Genomic DNA, 17,069 nt, shown 5'->3' with positions numbered 1-17,069 from the left:
GATGTCCAAGCGCTTTAATTACTACTTGATCCTGACCACGAGCATTTGCTTTGGCCTCGGGTGGCAGACCGCTGTCGTTGCGGCCGAACTGTATACCTTGCTGGGTCGCTCCAGCATTGGGCATATGGAGCTGCAACTGGACAAAGCGCAATGGCAGTGGATACGCGACAAGCGCGAATTGGTCCTGGGGACTTCGGCCCCTGACTATCCGCCTTTCGACATGACACTTAACGGTCGTGATTACGAAGGGCTTACCGCTGACTATGCGAGCATTATTTCCAGGGCGCTGGACCTGCCTGTCAGAGTCCTGCGCTTCGAATCCAGACAGACAGCCATTGCGGCCCTTGCGACCGGGCAGATAGACCTGCTGGGCAGCGCGAACGGTTTCGAAGCGACAGACCGGAACATCAAACTCTCAACGCCCTATGCCGTAGATCAACCCGTGCTCGTCACCCGGATTGGCGAAACGCGCGCACTCTCTGACGGCCTGGCGGAAATGCGCCTGAGCATGATGTACCACTATCTGCCCCCCGAAGAAGTTCAGAAGCTTTACCCCAAAACGGCAGTGAAAACCTATCCATCGTTTCAAAGCGCGATCAATGCCGTTGCATTCAATCAGGCGGATGTCTTTCTCGGAGACACCATTTCCACCCAATACATGATCAACAAGGGTTACCTCAACAACATCCAGATGGCTAATTTCAGCCGGCATGAGCCTGATGGTTTCAGCTTTGCGGTAGGTGGCGAAAACAGTCAGTTGCTGGACATACTCAATGCCACCCTCAAAGCCATTCCGGTCGAAGAGCGCATCGCAATATCTAGACGCTGGGGCGCCAGCGACCTGATGCTGACGGACCAGAAGCTCCAGTTGACCCAGCGGGAAGAACGCTGGATCCAACAGCATCCTACCGTCAGGGTTGTCATCAACGAGTCTTATGCGCCACTGACATTTTTTGATGCCAGCGGCAATTTTCGCGGGATAACCGCCGACCTGCTTGAACTGGTGCGCCTGCGTACCGGTTTACGCTTCGAGATCAACCGCGCGCCCAGCATGGCCGACGTGATGAGTCAGGTCAGCCAGGGTCAGGCGGACCTGATCGGTGCCCTGATCTCCAGTGAGGAGCGAGAGGATCAATTCAGTTTCAGTCGGCCCTACCTGGACAATTCATTCGTACTGGTCACCCGTAAATGGCCAGAAAACTCGATCAATCTGGATCAACTGAGCGGCAAGCGGGTCGCGATCCCGTTGGGCAGTCCAGTCATGGCGTTCCTGCGACGCGAGTTTCCCGCAGTGGTCCCTATAGAAGTTGATAATCCGTTTCAAACGCTGGAAATGCTTGCTCAGGGCCGGGTCGAGGCGGCAATTACCTCGCTGGTAAGTGCCAACTATTTTCTGGCATCGGGGATTTTTGAGAACAGACTACAGATCACGACGACGGTCGGTGACAAACCGGCTTTGATTGCGATGGCCACCTCCCGGAAAGCGACTGAGCTGAACAGTATTCTTGATAAAGCACTGTCGAGCATCGCCCCTCAGGAACTTGCGGCGATCAACAATCGCTGGCGATCTTTCACCCCGGCTGGCGGCAACTGGCAGGATTACCAGCGACAGATCTACCAGATTGTATTGGGTGCAGGTCTCTTGTTATTGGGCTCTCTGGCCTGGAACGCGTACATGCGGCGCCAGATCAAAAAGCGCGAACAGGCCGAACGAGCCTTGAACGACCAGTTCGAATTCATGAGAGCACTGGTCAATGGCAGTCCGCACCCTATCTATGTGCGCGACCGCGAAGGCTTGCTGCGCATGTGCAATGACAGCTACCTGAAGGCTTTTGATGCGCGACGTGAAGACATCCTCGAGAAAAGTGTCACTGAAGGCGTCCTGAGCAATGTTTTCGAGGCCAGGGAATTTGCCAGTGATTATCAGCAAGTCATGGCCAGCAATAGCCCGAAAATCCTCGATCGCACCCTGCAGATCGGAGAACGACAGCTCACGATATATCACTGGATTCTGCCCTTCCGGGATTCATTGGGCGAGGTAAAAGGCATTATTGGAGGCTGGATCGATATCAGCGAACGTCGACAACTGATCGAGGACCTGCGCGCCGCCAAGGACCAGGCGGACAATGCCAATCGAGCCAAAAGTACCTTTCTCGCCACCATGAGTCATGAGATACGAACACCGATGAATGCGGTGATAGGCATGCTCGAGCTGGCGCTCAAGCGCGCTGACCAGGGCCATCTGGACCGGCCGGCCGTAGAGGTCGCTTACAGCTCGGCCAAGGACCTGCTGGAACTGATTGGAGACATCCTCGACGTCGCACGTATTGAATCCGGTCGCCTGACCTTGAGCCCGGAACGCGCCAACCTGCGTCAACTGGTTGAGTCCGTAGTACGTGTGTTCGACGGGCTGGCCCGACAAAAGAGCCTCAGTCTTCTGCTCGACCTGGACAGTGGCATCAATACCGACGTCCTGGTCGACCCGCTGCGCTTCAAACAGATTCTTTCCAACCTGATCAGCAACGCGATCAAATTCACAGAAAAGGGCCAGATCAAAATCATCTTGCAGACCGAAAGCGAGACCGATTCCCGACAGTTGCAATTACACGTACGGATTCAGGACACGGGCATCGGTATCAGTAAAGAAGATCTCCAGCGGTTGTTCGAGCCTTTTGCTCAGGCTGACGACAATGGTCAACAGGCACGCACCGGGGCCGGTCTGGGACTGGTGATCTGTCGTAGCCTGTGCGAGATGATGGGCGGCACGCTGGAGTTGAGCAGTGAGCAGGGTCAGGGCACACAGGTCAACATGACCTTCAGCCTCACCACACTGGAACCTCTGGCGATATCCGCAGAACACCCTGCAAGCGCTGCACAGGCCAACGCTGCGCTGAATATTCTGGTAGTCGACGACCATCCAGCAAACTCCTTGTTGCTCTGCCAGCAACTTGAGTTTCTCGGGCATCGCTGTGCGGTAGCGGAACACGGCGCACAAGGCCTGGAACTCTGGCTGGCAGGCCATTTCGATGTCGTCGTGACTGATTGCAATATGCCGATCATGAATGGCTATGACTTGACCCGGGCGATCCGTAATCAGGAACAAGCGTCTCGCCAGGCGCCTTGTACCGTTCTGGGTTTCACCGCCAACGCACAACCGGAAGAGAAACAGCGATGTCGCGAAGCCGGTATGGACGACTGCCTGTTCAAGCCTATCAGCCTGAACTCCCTGAACGAGCGCCTGAGTAACATTCACCCACGGGATGAAACAGTGCCCGACACCGAACAGACTTCATCCGCAGAACTGCAGCCCGCTTTCAACATGGGCAGCATCAGTGCCCTGACCGGTGAACGCCCCGAGATGATTCGGCGATTGCTCGAACAGCTCCTGCACAGCAGCGAAGAAGATCGTATGGAGCTTGCCGTTCTGCTGCCAGCCAAGGACCAACACGAGTTATGCCTGCTTGCGCACAGGATCAAAGGTGCCGCGCGAATCATTCGTGCAACCCAGGTGATTGAGACATGCGAAGCGTTAGAGGATGCGTGCATGGAAACAACGACCGAAAGCGTCATCCAGGAACGTCAACGAGCCATCGAAGTTGCAATGCTTGATCTGGAACAGGCGCTGCGGGAGCAGCTGAACAGAGCGGCGTAAGGGAGGAATGAAGAAAGGGATGAGGCGGCAGGCATGAAGCCTGCCGCCCTGACATCAGGCTGCCGGATTGATCGGCGTTTCCGGGTGCCATGCGTCCATCAGCGGGCTGACTTCAACTTTGGTCAGTTCGCTGCGACCCTTGAGCCATGCTTCAACGATTGCACGCTGCTCTTCGCTGACAGAACCGCGTTTGGCGAGGCAAACCAGACCGAAGTCATCACCACCAACGTAATCAAGACCATTGGCGTCCATGGCTTCAGTCAGAAAAGCGTCGAGGAATGCGTCGATCGCCTGGTCATCCAGATCTTCCTTGAAGTCCAGGTTCAGCTCAAAACCCAGCTCCTGGAATTCATCAACGCAGAGTTTTTTGCGCAGACGACGGGAACGATTAGTGGCCATTGGAACAATCCTCTTGAGTAATATCGGGGCGCACTTTATCAGCTTGGCAAAGCAAATGCCCATAAAACCGGCGCAGTCAGACCAGCCAGCGCCATTGATAGCGACACTGTGCTGCATCGCAATGACAAAAATACTTGGCCCGGACGCCTGACCAAGGCACAACTCGCCCACGGTTGGGGCATAATGCCGCTCTATTCAGACGTATTACATATTGTTAACGAACCGTTTCGGCGTTCTATTTGAGTCATCTGTATTTTTTATCGAGGGAATCCATCCATGCCCTCTCGTGTCCCGTCTTTGTTGTAGGGGTTGTTGAATGATCAAATCATTGCGTCCATTGTTTTTTGCCTCGCTTCTTTTACCGCTGGCCCTGCCTGTCTACGCCGCGCCTATCAATACTTCACTCCCCCCCAAAGTTCAGCAAGCGCTCAAAGCCAGCAAGCTGGGTAATGACGCGCTTTCATTGGTGATGTTGCCCCTGAACGGGCCCGGTACGCCGACGGTGTTCAATGCCGATGTTTCGGTGAACCCGGCTTCAACCATGAAACTGGTCACGACCTACGCCGCCCTTGAAATGCTTGGGCCTACCCACCAGTGGAAAACCGAATTCTTCACCGACGGCACGCTTAATAACGGCGTATTGCGTGGCAACCTGTACCTCAAAGGCGGCGGCGACCCCAAGCTGAACATGGAAAAGCTCTGGTTGCTGATGCGTGACCTGCGTGCCAACGGCGTGCAGCAGGTTACCGGCGATCTGGTGCTGGATCGCAGCCACTTCGTACAACCGCAACTGCCTGTGTTCGATGATGATGGTAACGACAGAAACAAGCCGTTCCTGGTCAAGCCTGACTCGCTGATGGTCAATCTCAAGGCGCTGCGCTTCATCACACGCAACGATGGCGGCAAAGTCATGGTGTCGGTTGAGCCGCCGATCGCGACTATTCGCGTCGATAACCAGGTCAAAGCTCTCGCGTCCAAACAATGTGGCGATGTTCGTTACAACCCCGTCACCCAGCCGGATGGCACGGTTAACGTGACTGTCACCGGCCAACTTGGCGATGGCTGCAACTCGCAGACTTACCTGTCTCTGCTGGATCACCCGACTTATGCAGCAGGTGCCGTACGGGCGATCTGGCAGGAGTTGGGCGGCACCATTCAAGGCAAGGATCGGGTGGACGTAGTACCCGGCAGCGCCAAGTTGCTGGCCAAGGCTTTTTCACCAGACCTGGTTGAAGTGATTCGCGACATCAACAAATTCAGCAACAACACCATGGCTCAGCAGTTGTTCCTGAGCCTGGGCTCGGAGTACCGCAACGATGCTGATGGCGATGACGCCAAAGCAGCACAACGGGTGATTCGTCAGTGGCTGGCCAAGAAAGGCATTACGGCCCCTCATCTGGTCATGGAGAATGGCTCTGGGCTCTCTCGGGACGAACGCGTCAGCGCCCGGGAAATGGCCATCATTCTGCAAGCCGCGTGGAAAAGCCCCTACGCAGCAGAATTCATGAGTTCTATGCCGCTTGCAGGCATGGACGGCACCATGCGTAAGCGCCTGAAGCGCACTCCGCTGCTGGGTGAAGCGCATATCAAGACCGGCACCTTGAACAACGTTCGCGCTATTGCTGGCTTCAGCCGCGACAGCAATGGCAATACCTGGGCAGTGGTCGCCATCCTCAACGACCCACGACCATGGGGCGCTTCGTCAGTGCTCGATGAAGTGCTGGTCGAGCTGTATCGTCAGCCGAAACTGGGCGACAACACAGTCTCTATACGGCAGCAGTAAGGACAGGGAGAGTTGGCGGGTGATTCAGGTCGCCCGCTTGCCCCTATCAGACAAACAGCAATATGTGCTTTCTGTAGGAGCTGCCGAAGGCTGCGAAACATTTTTCCTGACACACCGCCATCGCAGCCTTCGGCAGCTCTTACAAGACCAATGTTTGCCAATCCTCACAAACTGGCTGCCTCCTGCCTCTCACACGCAACCCGATCCCGCCCCGCCTGCTTGGCCGCATAAACCCCGGAGTCTGCACGCAGCAGCAGCGCATCGGCCCCCTCACCTGCCCGCCAGCTCGCGACACCAAAACTGGCCGTGACCAGCCCGACACCCTCCACTGGATGGCTGCGCAACACAGTCCAGAGCTGAATCGCCAGTTCGTGAGCCTCAATGGCCGTGTTGCCTGGGCAAAGCACCATAAATTCCTCACCGCCCAGTCGACAGAAGACATCACTGCGGCGCAATCGAGTGGTGATTCTTTGGCAAATGGCCTGTAGCACCGTGTCACCGACCGCATGCCCATACTCATCATTGATGCGTTTGAAGTGATCAATATCGAGCATGATCAGCGACAACGACCCGCCATGACGATGGACACGGGCCAATTCAGCATTCAAGCGTTCCTGGAAATAACGCCGGTTGTAGGCACCCGTCAGCACGTCAGTTACCGACAGCGCACGCAACTCCTCCTCCACACGCTTCATGTCCGTGATCTCGGAGAGGAAACCATGCCAGATAACCGCACCGCCGGGCTGCGCTTCAGGCGTTGCGTGGCCGTGCACCCAACGCAGCCCATGCCCTGGAACATTGAGTCGGTACTCAGCGTGCCAAGGCGTCATTTGTTGCGCCGAGGCGTACATGGAGTCCTTCACGCGCTGCGCATCCAGAGGATGGACACGAGCAAATACCGATTTGAAATCCAGCAGCATCTGCTCATGAGTCATGCCATGCAGTTCGCACATCCCATCGTTGATGTAGTTGAAACGCGACTGACCGTCGGCGTCCATCTGGTACTGGTAGATACCGCCAGGCACATGCGCGCTGATTTTCTTCAGCAGAAGGTCTCGCGCTGCAAGTGCTTCATAAACCAGCGTACGCTCGGTGATATCAATACAGACAGCCAGATACCCTACCCACTGTTCATGTTCGTTGCGCACTGCGGTGACCAGCATGTTGACCGTCAGCGAACTGCCGTCATGGCGAACGAATGTCCACTCGTGGGAATTGTGACCATTCGCCTCGTTTGCCTCGACAAAGATCGCCTGACTGGCGGTAACCCGATAACCATAAGCCTGACTCAAATGCTGAGCATGGTCTTCCAGTTCGGCAGCCAATTGCAGGTCCTTGAGCTGGAAATGGCCCAGCACCTCCTCCTCGCTATACCCCAACATCTTCTGCGCGCCCACGTTGAACGTACTGATCACCCCGTTCAGATCCGTCGCAATGATTGCAACATCGGTTGCCGCATTCAGTACATTGCTGAGCTCCCCATGCGCACCACGCAACTGCCGCTCGCGCACACGCAGTTCGGCTGTACGCTCATCAACCAGGCGCAAGGCACGCTGGCGCTGACTGACCAGGTTGTAAAGCAGCGCGCTGAGTAGCAGGCTCAACAACCCACCCATGAAAATCACGCTGCCAGCCAGCGACTGATTACTGTTCATGAACATCTCGGTGGGCCGGATATCCAGCAGGTAGTCACGATTCGCCATGCGTAATAACGTGCTGACCCGTATTTCATCCGATGCGGCAGGCGTGGCCGATTGATAGAGCAACTGCGGTTCCGCTGGCGATGTCAGGTCCCGCATGGTCAGTGTCAGGTTGTCCTGAGACGGTAGCCCCTCAGTCATCAACTTGCTGAGGCTGATGACCGCCATGACAAAGCCACTGACCTCGCTTACCGGGCTATTTTCAGCGGACATGACGGGGCCCAATAGCAACACGCCGCTGGAATTTTCCGGCTCAAGACCGACAAGATTGACTCTTGGTGTTGCGACCATTGCGCCCAGCTTGCCAGCCAGATCGATGGCATCACGGCGCACACTTTCAGACCCGATATCAAAACCCAGCGGTAACGGCAGGCTGCTGCGCGACCGGGTAAAGAGCATCGGGAAATAGTCGGGTCGGATACCGGCCGTTTCGAGTGTCCCGTTTTGAGCTATCTGACGAATCGTAAAACCCGTTAACCCCTCGGCTACCGCCTGCTGCTCAAACGAGTGGCGCTGTGCGTTCAGCACTTTTGGCGCCCATGAATAAGCCTGAGTGCCGATCAGTAAAGGATCAGCGAACCCATTGAATTCAGCTCGGGTGACGGTATCGGAGAACGTGAAGAAGCGCCGCAGGCTATCCAGACGATAGGCCTGGCCATCGAGGCGCTCCTGAATACGACTGAAGCGTTCATTGGCCAGCAGATCGAAACGCTGACGCAATTGGCGCTGATAGAGATCGAAGTTGGCCACTGCCAACACTGCCGTCAGAACGGCACCCACCAGAAAGGCAAATGTCGCGACGACCCACGCAGAGGCCTGTTCATTGATAAAGCCAAGAATCTTGGGGCGAATCTGACTCGTAGGCATAAATCGGACTCGTGACGCTACAGCATAGAGAAGCGTCACGCTGGCTGTAGCTCAGTTATAGCTATTCGCCAGTACTTTGCCTAGCCTGAGCCTGCCCCATTTGCGCATCGATCCGCCACAAATGCGAACGGATCGATGCTCGCCGAGCCGATTATTTGGCTGTGATCTTCCACGCCCTGTGGATTTTGCTGTTGCGGGCGAAGTCAGGATCAATGGTCTGGCCAGTGATTTCTTCCACGGCATAACGCTGTGCAAGGTTTTCATCGAGGACAAACTTGCGGAAGTTGTTCGAGAAGTACAGTACGCCACCTGGCGCCAGGCGAGCCATGGCCAGGTCAAGCAACTGCACCTGATCACGTTGTACGTCGAAAATCCCTTCCATACGCTTGGAGTTGGAGAAGGTCGGTGGATCGATAAAGATCAGGTCGTACTCTTCACGGCAGGCTTCCAGCCAGGCCATGACATCGCCCTGCTCCAAACGGTTTTTGTCGGAGAAGCCATTCAGCGACAGGTTGCGACGCGCCCAATCGAGGTAAGTCCGGGACAGGTCAACACTGGTGGTGCTACGCGCACCGCCTTTGGCCGCATGCACGCTGGCTGTTGCGGTGTAGGCGTACAGATTGAGGAACCGCTTGCCCTCGGCTTCACGCTGGATACGCATGCGCATTGGACGATGATCAAGGAACAGACCGGTGTCCAGGTAATCCGTCAAATTGACCAGCAGCTTGATGCCACCTTCATTGACTTCAACAAACTGGCCCTGAGCACTTTGCCGCTCGTACTGTTTGGTACCGCTCTGACGTTCGCGGCGCTTTATCACCACGCGACTCTTGTCGACATTCAGCGCTTGAGGGATCGCTGCCAGGGCATCGAACAAACGGGCAGAAGCTTTTTCCGGATCGATGGACTTTGGCGCTGCGTATTCCTGAACGTGAACCCAGTCCTGATACAAATCGATAGCCAGAGAATACTCAGGCATGTCGGCGTCATACACGCGATAGCAATCGATGCCTTCACGACGCACCCATTTGCCCAACAGCTTGAGGTTCTTCTGCAGGCGGTTGGCAAACATCTGCCCGCCTTCGCTCAGGCGCGGCTGTTCGACAACCACTGGGGCCGGCTTGATCGGATTACCGTTCTTGTTGTACTTCTCGTACTTGCCTGGCGTGACCAGCGGGCTGGTGTCTTCCGGTTCGACTTGCTCACGCTCAACCTGACGCTGTTCGGCCGTGCGACGCTCGCCCGTCACGAACTGGTCGGGCAGGACTTTGATAAGCAGCAACTTGCACGGCAAGGCACCGTTCCAGAAAGCATATTGCTTGTGACTGCGAATCCCCATGCGCTTACCCAGATCCGGCGCGCCGGTGAACACCGCAGCTTCCCAGTTCAGGCAGGCCTGGCGCAAACGCTCGCCCAGGTTCTGATAGAGATACAACAAGCTCGCTTCATCGCCCAGTCGTTCGCCGTATGGAGGGTTACAGATGACCAGACCTTTCTGGTTCTGATCCGGACGCGGCTCGAATGTCGCTACTTCACCCTGATAAATCTTGATCCACTCACTCAGTCCCGCCCGCTCGACGTTGTTACGACCGGGCTGAATCAGACGCGGATCAGCTTCATAGCCGCGAATCCACAGTGGTGGTTTGGCCAGACCAGCCTCGGCCCGCTCCAGCGCTTCGTCATGCAACTTGCGCCACAACGCTGGTACATGCCCAAGCCATGCAGAAAAGCCCCAGCGCTCGCGCTTGAGGTTAGGCGCGATGTCGGCAGCGATCATCGCCGCCTCGACCAGGAAAGTGCCCACGCCGCACATCGGGTCAGCCAGCGCGCCGCCTTCCGCAGCAATGCGCGGCCAGCCCGCACGAATCAGAATCGCGGCAGCCAGGTTTTCTTTCAATGGCGCTGCGCCCTGCTGCAGACGATAGCCACGTTGGTGCAGGCTATGGCCAGACAGGTCCAGAGAAAGAATCGCTTCGCCCCGATCCAGACGCAGGTGCACACGCAGATCCGGGTTCAGCTTGTCCACGGAAGGACGCGAACCGTCTGGCATGCGCAACTTGTCGACGATGGCGTCCTTGACCTTCAAGGCGCCGAAATGGGTGTTGTCGATGCCCGAACCATGACCGCTGAATTCAACCGCCAACGAACCATCCGGCTCCAGATGGTCGTGCCAGTCGACATGCAGGACGCCGTTGTACAGGTCTTCCGCGTCCTTCATCGGGAAACGTTTCAGGACCAGCAGGACGCGGTTGGCCAGACGCGACCAGAGGCAGAGCCGGTAGGCAGTCTCCATGTCGGCACTGCCCCGGATGGCCGAGGTGTGTTCGCGGGTTTCCTCGAGGCCAAGCGCAGTGGCTTCCTCGGCAAGCAGCCCTTCCAGGCCTTTAGGGCAAGTGAGGAAAAGTTCGTAACGGTCCGACATGAGTCTTCCAGGGCCTGAGCCATAAGCGGCGGGCAACGCATTGCCCGACCAGATTTAAAACAGACGTCTTTCTTGGAGAACGCCTGCGTGGCACACAACTTGTGCCTGACCACCCTGTGAACATATGTCACCAAGGCAGTCATCTCCTGACCATCGTGGCCAGGGAACATTTAAAAATTACTATTCAGCACGACAACGGCGGTAATAAAAAGTCACATCGCGACCCTTCGTCGAATGACGCGTGCTTGCAAGCCGCCATCATCTGCGGTTGCGAAGCGGTCTCAATAATCGTCCCAAGCCTTACAGGAGCAGGGCTGCACAAATAATCAAGTTTGAAACACATCTTTGCTTATGTTCCAGTTATTACAAATATGACGTGCTTATGACAAAACGGTCATTCACAGCGTCCGATCCATTGGTTAGAAATCACCACAGGTTGTCACCGCAACGGTGAGAACACTAAAGCCCGCGACGCCGGCAGCGGGTACCAACGGCAGAAAATTTCTGCCCGACCTCGACATGAGGTCTCAGGGACATAACAGTCAACAAACGAGGGCAACACCCTATGAGAAGACTTAAGCGTGATCCGTTGGAAAGAGCATTTTTACGCGGATATCAGTACGGCGTTCATGGTAAATCCCGTGAGCTTTGCCCTTTTACTCTACCGTCGGTGCGCCAAGCCTGGATCAATGGCTGGCGAGAAGGACGCGGCGACAACTGGGACGGTATGACCGGCACTGCGGGAATCCACAGACTCAACGAACTTCACGCGGTCGGATAATCAGGTAATTTCCGACTAGTCCATCAAATCTCTGAAAGCAGTTCAAACCAGAAGCGTCCCATCCGGGCGCCGGGCGCAAGCCCAAGGGGTTCCATATGGAGCCCCTTTTTTTGGTCTCGCGCTCGGGTTTTAGCCCCGAGGCATTGCAGCAATGGCATCTATCGACTGACGAATCAGCGCCGGGCCTTTGTAGATAAAGCCGGAGTAGATCTGCACCAGACTGGCACCCGCAGCGATTTTCTCAGCCGCATGCTTGCCTTCGGTGATCCCGCCCGCCGCAATGATCGGCATACGCCCGGCCAGTTCGCCAGCCAGCACCTTCACGGTATGGGTGCTCTTCTCGCGCACCGGAGCGCCGGACAAACCGCCCGCCTCGTCACCGTGCGGCAAACCTTCGACGCCTTCGCGGCTCAGGGTGGTATTGGTGGCGATCACTGCATCCATGCCCGACTCGATCAGTGCCGCTGCCACCAGCACGGTTTCTTCATCGGTCATGTCCGGTGCAATCTTGATAGCCAGCGGCACTCGTTTGCCGTGCATCCGGGTGAGCGCTTCCTGACGAATGCGTAATGCTTCGAGCAGTTGCTTGAGCGAATCGCCGAACTGCAGGCTGCGCAGGCCGGGTGTGTTTGGCGAACTCACATTGACCGTTACATAGCTGGCGTGGGCGTAAACCTTATCCAGACAGATCAGGTAGTCGTCTACCGCGCGCTCGACCGGCGTATCGAAATTCTTACCGATATTGATACCCAGAATGCCTTTGTAGCTGGCGGCCTGAACCCGGGCGACAAGGTTGTCGACACCCAGGTTGTTGAAGCCCATGCGGTTGATGATCGCTTCAGCATGAGGCAAACGGAAAATTCGCGGCTTCGGATTACCGGGCTGAGGACGGGGAGTGACCGTACCGATCTCAACAAAGCCGAAGCCCAGTTGGGCAAAGCCGTCAATGGCGGCGCCATTCTTGTCCAGACCAGCAGCCAGCCCGACTGGATTAGGAAAATCCAGCCCCATGACATTAACCGGCAGACGCGCCGGAGCCTTGCTCAACAGGCCATTGATACCCAACCGGCCACCAGCGCCAATCAGATCCAGCGACAGGTCGTGGGAAGTTTCCGGGGAAAGTTTGAACAGTAACTGGCGGGCCAGGTTATACATGGGCGGGCGCGGCTCGTAAGAAGCTGAATTCAGGGCGGCGATTATAGACGTCTGAGCGATTGCGTGCGAGGCATGCCTGCAGGCTTTTGCATGAACTGATCGATTGTGATGCTGTGATTGGCATAGGTATATGCACATCATTCATGTAGCGATTCTTTGTGTACATATCCATTACCGCGGTCAGGGCTGATATTGGTTGCGCCCTTACCGCGCCTCACTTTTGCGCCGGAAGCCGGCCCAGCCAAAAGTAAGCAAAAGGCTTTTACCCCACCACTCGGCACCTCGCTGGTGCTCGATGTACCCGCCCGCAGATCAAAATCAAAAGCGCGGCGGCCTGACAGCCGACCTGATTCTTGGGTTTACTGCACAACTGTAGGAGCTGCCGAAGGCTGCGAAGCGGTGTGTCAGACGAGACCTTTGTTGGATTTGCGGACGTCTCGCGAACAAGTTCGCTCCTACCGGTTCGGGGTGTAACCGCTGTATTCGCTTTGCTTTTGATCTGAGGCGCCCCGTCAAACCACGTCGGCCGAGCGACAGCGAGGTACTCGATTTGAAAGCTGTCTAGATACCTATGCCACGATTAGGTGAGCATGACACTGGCATATCGCTTGCTTGGCTTAAGCTAATAGCAGCGCGCCAACGGTGGCGTCCTGCATCGACAACGGCGTCGTTCCGTCTTTGCTTTTGCGAAGGATTGAACGACGCTTTTTTTATGGAAGATTCCTGCCAACCCGAACCGGAAATCACAGGTTCACCCGCAGTCGTCATGGCAGAGGACAGATGACCTTTATGAACGAGCCCACTCGAAACCCCTTGGCCTGGGTAGCTGGCAGCGATGCGCCAGAGATGAACAGTCTGGACATCGGCTTCATGCCTTTGTCCGATAGCGCCTCTATCGTGGTGGCCGCGACGCAGGGCTTTGCCCAGCCTTATGGCCTGAGCCTGAACCTCAAACGTCAACCCTCCTGGGCCAGCCTGCGCGACAAACTGGTCAGCGGCGAATTGCACGCAGCCCACACTCTCTATGGGTTGATTTACGCAGTTCAATTAGGGATTGGCGGCAGCGCAGCCACCGACATGGCCGTGCTGATGGGGCTGAACCAGAATGGCCAGAGCATCAATCTGTCGCGCGCGCTGCAAGACGCTGGCGTGGTCACTCCTGAGGCACTGGATCGCCAGGCGCACCAAAGCGGCACAAAGCTGACCTTCGCGCAGACCTTTCCTACCGGCAACCACGCCATGTGGCTTTACTACTGGCTGGCAAGTCAGGGTATTCACCCCTTGCAGGACGTTACCAGTGTGGTGGTCCCGCCGCCGCGTATGGTTGAGCACCTGGAAGCCGGTCGAATTGATGGTTTCTGTGTAGGCGAACCCTGGGGCGCCAGTGCGGTGGATCAGCAATTGGGCTTTACCTTTGCCACTACCCAGGCAATCTGGCCGAACCATCCGGAAAAAGTGCTGGGCTGCACTCGTGAATTCGTCGAACAGAATCCGAACACGGCACGAGCCTTGGTCATGGCCGTACTGGAAGCCAGCCGCTTTATCGAATCCAGCGACGAAAACCGCCGCAGTACCGCGCAACTGCTCAGTGGCGCGGACTATCTCGATGCTCCCGCCAGCTACATCGAACCCCGCCTGCTGGGCGATTATCGAGACGGACTGGGTAACCAGTGGCACGATCACCATGCATTGCGTTTCCACGGTAAGGGCGAAGTCAATCTGCCGTATCTGTCCGACGGTATGTGGTTCATGACTCAGTTCCGGCGCTGGGGCTTGCTGCGTGAGGATCCTGACTACCTCAATGTGGCCAAGGGCGTGCATCAATTGGCGCTGTACCGACAGGCCGCCGAGGCACTGGGCATCGAGGTTCCCGCAACAACGATGCGCAGCAGCCAGTTGATCGACGGCAAGGTCTGGGACGGTTCTGATCCGGCAGGCTATGCGCGCAGCTTCAAGCTTCATGCGCTGGCCAGTTCGGCAACTGCCGACCTGACTCGATGAGGAGCTGATGACTATGCTGCGTATCCTCTTGATCAATGACACGGCAAAAAAAGTCGGGCGTCTGAAGGCCGCGCTCAGTGAGGCGGGCTTTGAGGTGATCGACGAGTCCGGGCTGATTATCGACCTGCCCGCCCGGGTTGAAGCGCTTCGCCCGGATGTGATTCTGATCGACACCGAATCACCTGGCCGCGATGTGATGGAGCAGGTGGTGATGGTCAGTCGCGATCAACCGCGCCCTATTGTGATGTTTACTGATGAGCATGATCCGGGCGTGATGCGCCAGGCCATCAAGTCAGGGGTAAGTGCTTATATCGTTGAAGGCATTCACGCCCAGCGCCTGCAGCCGATTCTCGATGTGGCGATGGCCCGTTTTGAGAGCGATCAAGCCTTGCGTGCACAACTTCAGGCACGGGACCAGCAACTGGCCGAGCGCAAACGCATCGAGTTGGCCAAGGGTCTGCTGATGAAGATGAAGGATTGCAAGGAGGAAGAGGCCTATACCCTGATGCGTCGCCAGGCCATGAGTAGACAGCAGAAGCTGATCCAGGTCGCGGAGCAGATTATTGCGATGAGTGAGTTGTTGGGTTGAGTCGTAGTTTTGTGGATTTGTGGGAGCAGAGCAAGCTCTTCGCCTATCAAAAACTGAATGTATGCCACTGAATTTAAAAGCTTTTGTAGGAGCTCACGAGCACCGCGAGGCAGCGATGGCGTCCTGCCTGATACACCGCCATCGCGGCCTCGCGGTGCGAGTGCGCTCCTACAGGAAACACCGGTTGGCTCGAGTCAGCGCAGTTTGATGGACCGTAGAACAACTCCCAAAAACCCTCCATCTTTCTAGATGGCCCAGCTTTTGCTAGTTAATCACCACAGGTAACCAACGGCGGTTGCCCCACTCTACGACAAAGACGTCGCACACCTCTTTCGCCAACGCGAATCGGGTTGCGGCGTTTTTTGCGTTTTGGCTCCAGTGACTGGAGTTGGTGGAGCTGCCGAGGTTATGGACGCCCACCTGCAGGTTTCTACAGATTCAAGCCCGTTACGGCTCAGGTCCGTGCCTGAACCGACAGATCTCCTTTTTGCAGATGAGGTGTTCAATGAATACAAGCTTCTGGAAGGCCGGTCACAAACCGACCCTGTTCGCCGCATTTCTGTATTTCGACCTGAGCTTCATGGTCTGGTACCTGCTCGGCCCAATGGCAGTGCAGATCGCAACCGACCTGCAACTCACCACCCAACAACGCGGCCTGATGGTAGCGACGCCGATTCTGGCGGGCGCCCTGCTGCGCTTTGTGATGGGGATCGTGGCCGACCAGCTGTCGCCGAAGACCGCCGGCATCATCGGCCAGGTCATTGTGATTCTGGCCCTGTTCACGGCCTGGAATCTGGGCATTCACACCTACGAGCAGGCGTTGCTGCTGGGCGTATTTCTCGGGGTGGCAGGTGCATCGTTCGCGGTCGCATTGCCGCTGGCCTCTCAGTGGTATCCAGCGGAGCATCAGGGCAAGGCGATGGGCATTGCCGGTGCAGGCAACTCGGGCACGGTGCTGGCAGCGCTGATTGCCCCGGTACTGGCAGCAGCCTTTGGCTGGAGCAATGTGTTCGGCTTTGCGGTCATTCCGCTGGTGCTGACGCTGATCGCGTTCTCGCTGATGGCACGTAACGCTCCAGAACGCGCCAAACCCAAGTCCATGAGCGACTACCTCAAAGCACTGGGCGATCGTGACAGTTGGTGGTTCATGTTTTTCTACAGCGTGACCTTTGGTGGTTTTATCGGCCTGGCGAGCGCCCTGCCCGGCTACTTCAACGACCAATATGGCCTTAGCCCGGTCACGGCCGGTTACTACACCGCAGCCTGCGTGTTTGGCGGCAGTCTGATGCGTCCACTGGGCGGCGCCCTGGCTGACCGTTTCGGCGGCATTCGCACCCTGGCAGGCATGTACGCCGTCGCCGCAATCTGCATCGCAGCAGTGGGTTTCAATCTGCCCAGCTCCTGGGCGGCATTGGCACTGTTTGTCGCCGCGATGCTCGGTCTCGGTGCAGGTAATGGCGCAGTGTTCCAGTTGGTGCCACAGCGCTTTCGCAAGGAAATCGGCGTCATGACCGGCCTGATCGGCATGGCGGGCGGTATCGGCGGCTTCCTGCTCGCGGCCGGCCTGGGTTCGATCAAACAACACACCGGCGACTATCAGATGGGCCTGTGGCTGTTTGCATTCCTTGGCGTACTGGCCTGGTTCGGCCTGTTTAACGTCAAGCGCCGCTGGAGAACCACCTGGGGCTCGGCAGCAGTAACCGCTGCACGCGTCTGAGGT

The 17,069-nt window shown here is 56.8% G+C and carries 10 protein-coding genes; 6 read left to right on the top strand and 4 right to left on the bottom strand.

Annotated features, from left to right (window positions below; translation table 11 throughout):
* Position 1 precedes the first annotated feature (1 nt).
* Positions 2 to 3,652, top strand: coding sequence for a transporter substrate-binding domain-containing protein (locus tag AUC61_RS16545; protein ID WP_243247287.1), 3,651 nt, complete (start codon positions 2 to 4; stop codon positions 3,650 to 3,652).
* Between the two features lie 54 nt (positions 3,653 to 3,706).
* On the opposite strand, the gene AUC61_RS16540 is transcribed toward AUC61_RS16545, so the two are convergent.
* Complete coding sequence (locus AUC61_RS16540) at positions 3,707 to 4,051, bottom strand: YggL 50S ribosome-binding family protein (RefSeq protein WP_122664571.1); 345 nt, start codon at positions 4,049 to 4,051, stop codon at positions 3,707 to 3,709.
* A 316-nt stretch (positions 4,052 to 4,367) separates the two neighbouring features.
* On the opposite strand from AUC61_RS16540, the gene dacB reads away from it, so the two are divergent.
* On the top strand, positions 4,368 to 5,834 hold the full coding sequence (gene dacB / locus AUC61_RS16535) for a D-alanyl-D-alanine carboxypeptidase/D-alanyl-D-alanine endopeptidase (protein ID WP_243247286.1): 1,467 nt from the start codon (positions 4,368 to 4,370) through the stop codon (positions 5,832 to 5,834).
* Between the two features lie 164 nt (positions 5,835 to 5,998).
* Here dacB and AUC61_RS16530 read toward each other — a convergent pair whose 3' ends face one another.
* Both AUC61_RS16530 and rlmKL read right to left on the bottom strand, forming a co-directional pair.
* Entirely contained in the window at positions 5,999 to 8,401 is a 2,403-nt protein-coding gene (locus AUC61_RS16530) for a sensor domain-containing diguanylate cyclase (protein WP_243247285.1), read from the bottom strand.
* Between the two features lie 151 nt (positions 8,402 to 8,552).
* The gene (gene rlmKL, locus AUC61_RS16525) at positions 8,553 to 10,823 is read right to left on the bottom strand and encodes a bifunctional 23S rRNA (guanine(2069)-N(7))-methyltransferase RlmK/23S rRNA (guanine(2445)-N(2))-methyltransferase RlmL (RefSeq protein ID WP_243247284.1); all 2,271 of its coding nucleotides are present in this window, start codon (positions 10,821 to 10,823) and stop codon (positions 8,553 to 8,555) included.
* A 565-nt stretch (positions 10,824 to 11,388) separates the two neighbouring features.
* Here rlmKL and rmf point away from each other — a divergent pair.
* Positions 11,389 to 11,604 (top strand): ribosome modulation factor, encoded by a 216-nt coding sequence (gene rmf, locus AUC61_RS16520; RefSeq protein ID WP_002553055.1) that lies wholly within the window; start codon positions 11,389 to 11,391, stop codon positions 11,602 to 11,604.
* A gap of 129 nt (positions 11,605 to 11,733) precedes the next feature.
* On the opposite strand, the gene AUC61_RS16515 is transcribed toward rmf, so the two are convergent.
* Positions 11,734 to 12,759, bottom strand: coding sequence for a quinone-dependent dihydroorotate dehydrogenase (locus tag AUC61_RS16515; protein WP_243247283.1), 1,026 nt, complete (start codon positions 12,757 to 12,759; stop codon positions 11,734 to 11,736).
* A gap of 789 nt (positions 12,760 to 13,548) precedes the next feature.
* Here AUC61_RS16515 and AUC61_RS16510 point away from each other — a divergent pair.
* The 3 genes from AUC61_RS16510 to AUC61_RS16500 all read left to right on the top strand — a co-directional run bounded on the left by AUC61_RS16510 (position 13,549) and on the right by AUC61_RS16500 (position 17,066).
* Entirely contained in the window at positions 13,549 to 14,760 is a 1,212-nt protein-coding gene (locus AUC61_RS16510; RefSeq protein ID WP_243247282.1) for a CmpA/NrtA family ABC transporter substrate-binding protein, read from the top strand.
* A gap of 13 nt (positions 14,761 to 14,773) precedes the next feature.
* Positions 14,774 to 15,349 (top strand): ANTAR domain-containing response regulator, encoded by a 576-nt coding sequence (locus AUC61_RS16505; RefSeq protein WP_122664634.1) that lies wholly within the window; start codon positions 14,774 to 14,776, stop codon positions 15,347 to 15,349.
* A gap of 505 nt (positions 15,350 to 15,854) precedes the next feature.
* Positions 15,855 to 17,066, top strand: coding sequence for a nitrate/nitrite transporter (locus AUC61_RS16500; protein WP_243247281.1), 1,212 nt, complete (start codon positions 15,855 to 15,857; stop codon positions 17,064 to 17,066).
* Positions 17,067 to 17,069 lie beyond the last annotated feature (3 nt).

The organism is Pseudomonas maioricensis (genome assembly GCF_022790535.1).
In the GTDB taxonomy this organism is placed as follows: Bacteria; Pseudomonadota; Gammaproteobacteria; order Pseudomonadales; family Pseudomonadaceae; genus Aquipseudomonas; species Aquipseudomonas maioricensis.
Note: the sequence above shows the minus strand (reverse complement) of the source record. Positions and strands in the feature narration are given on the sequence as shown.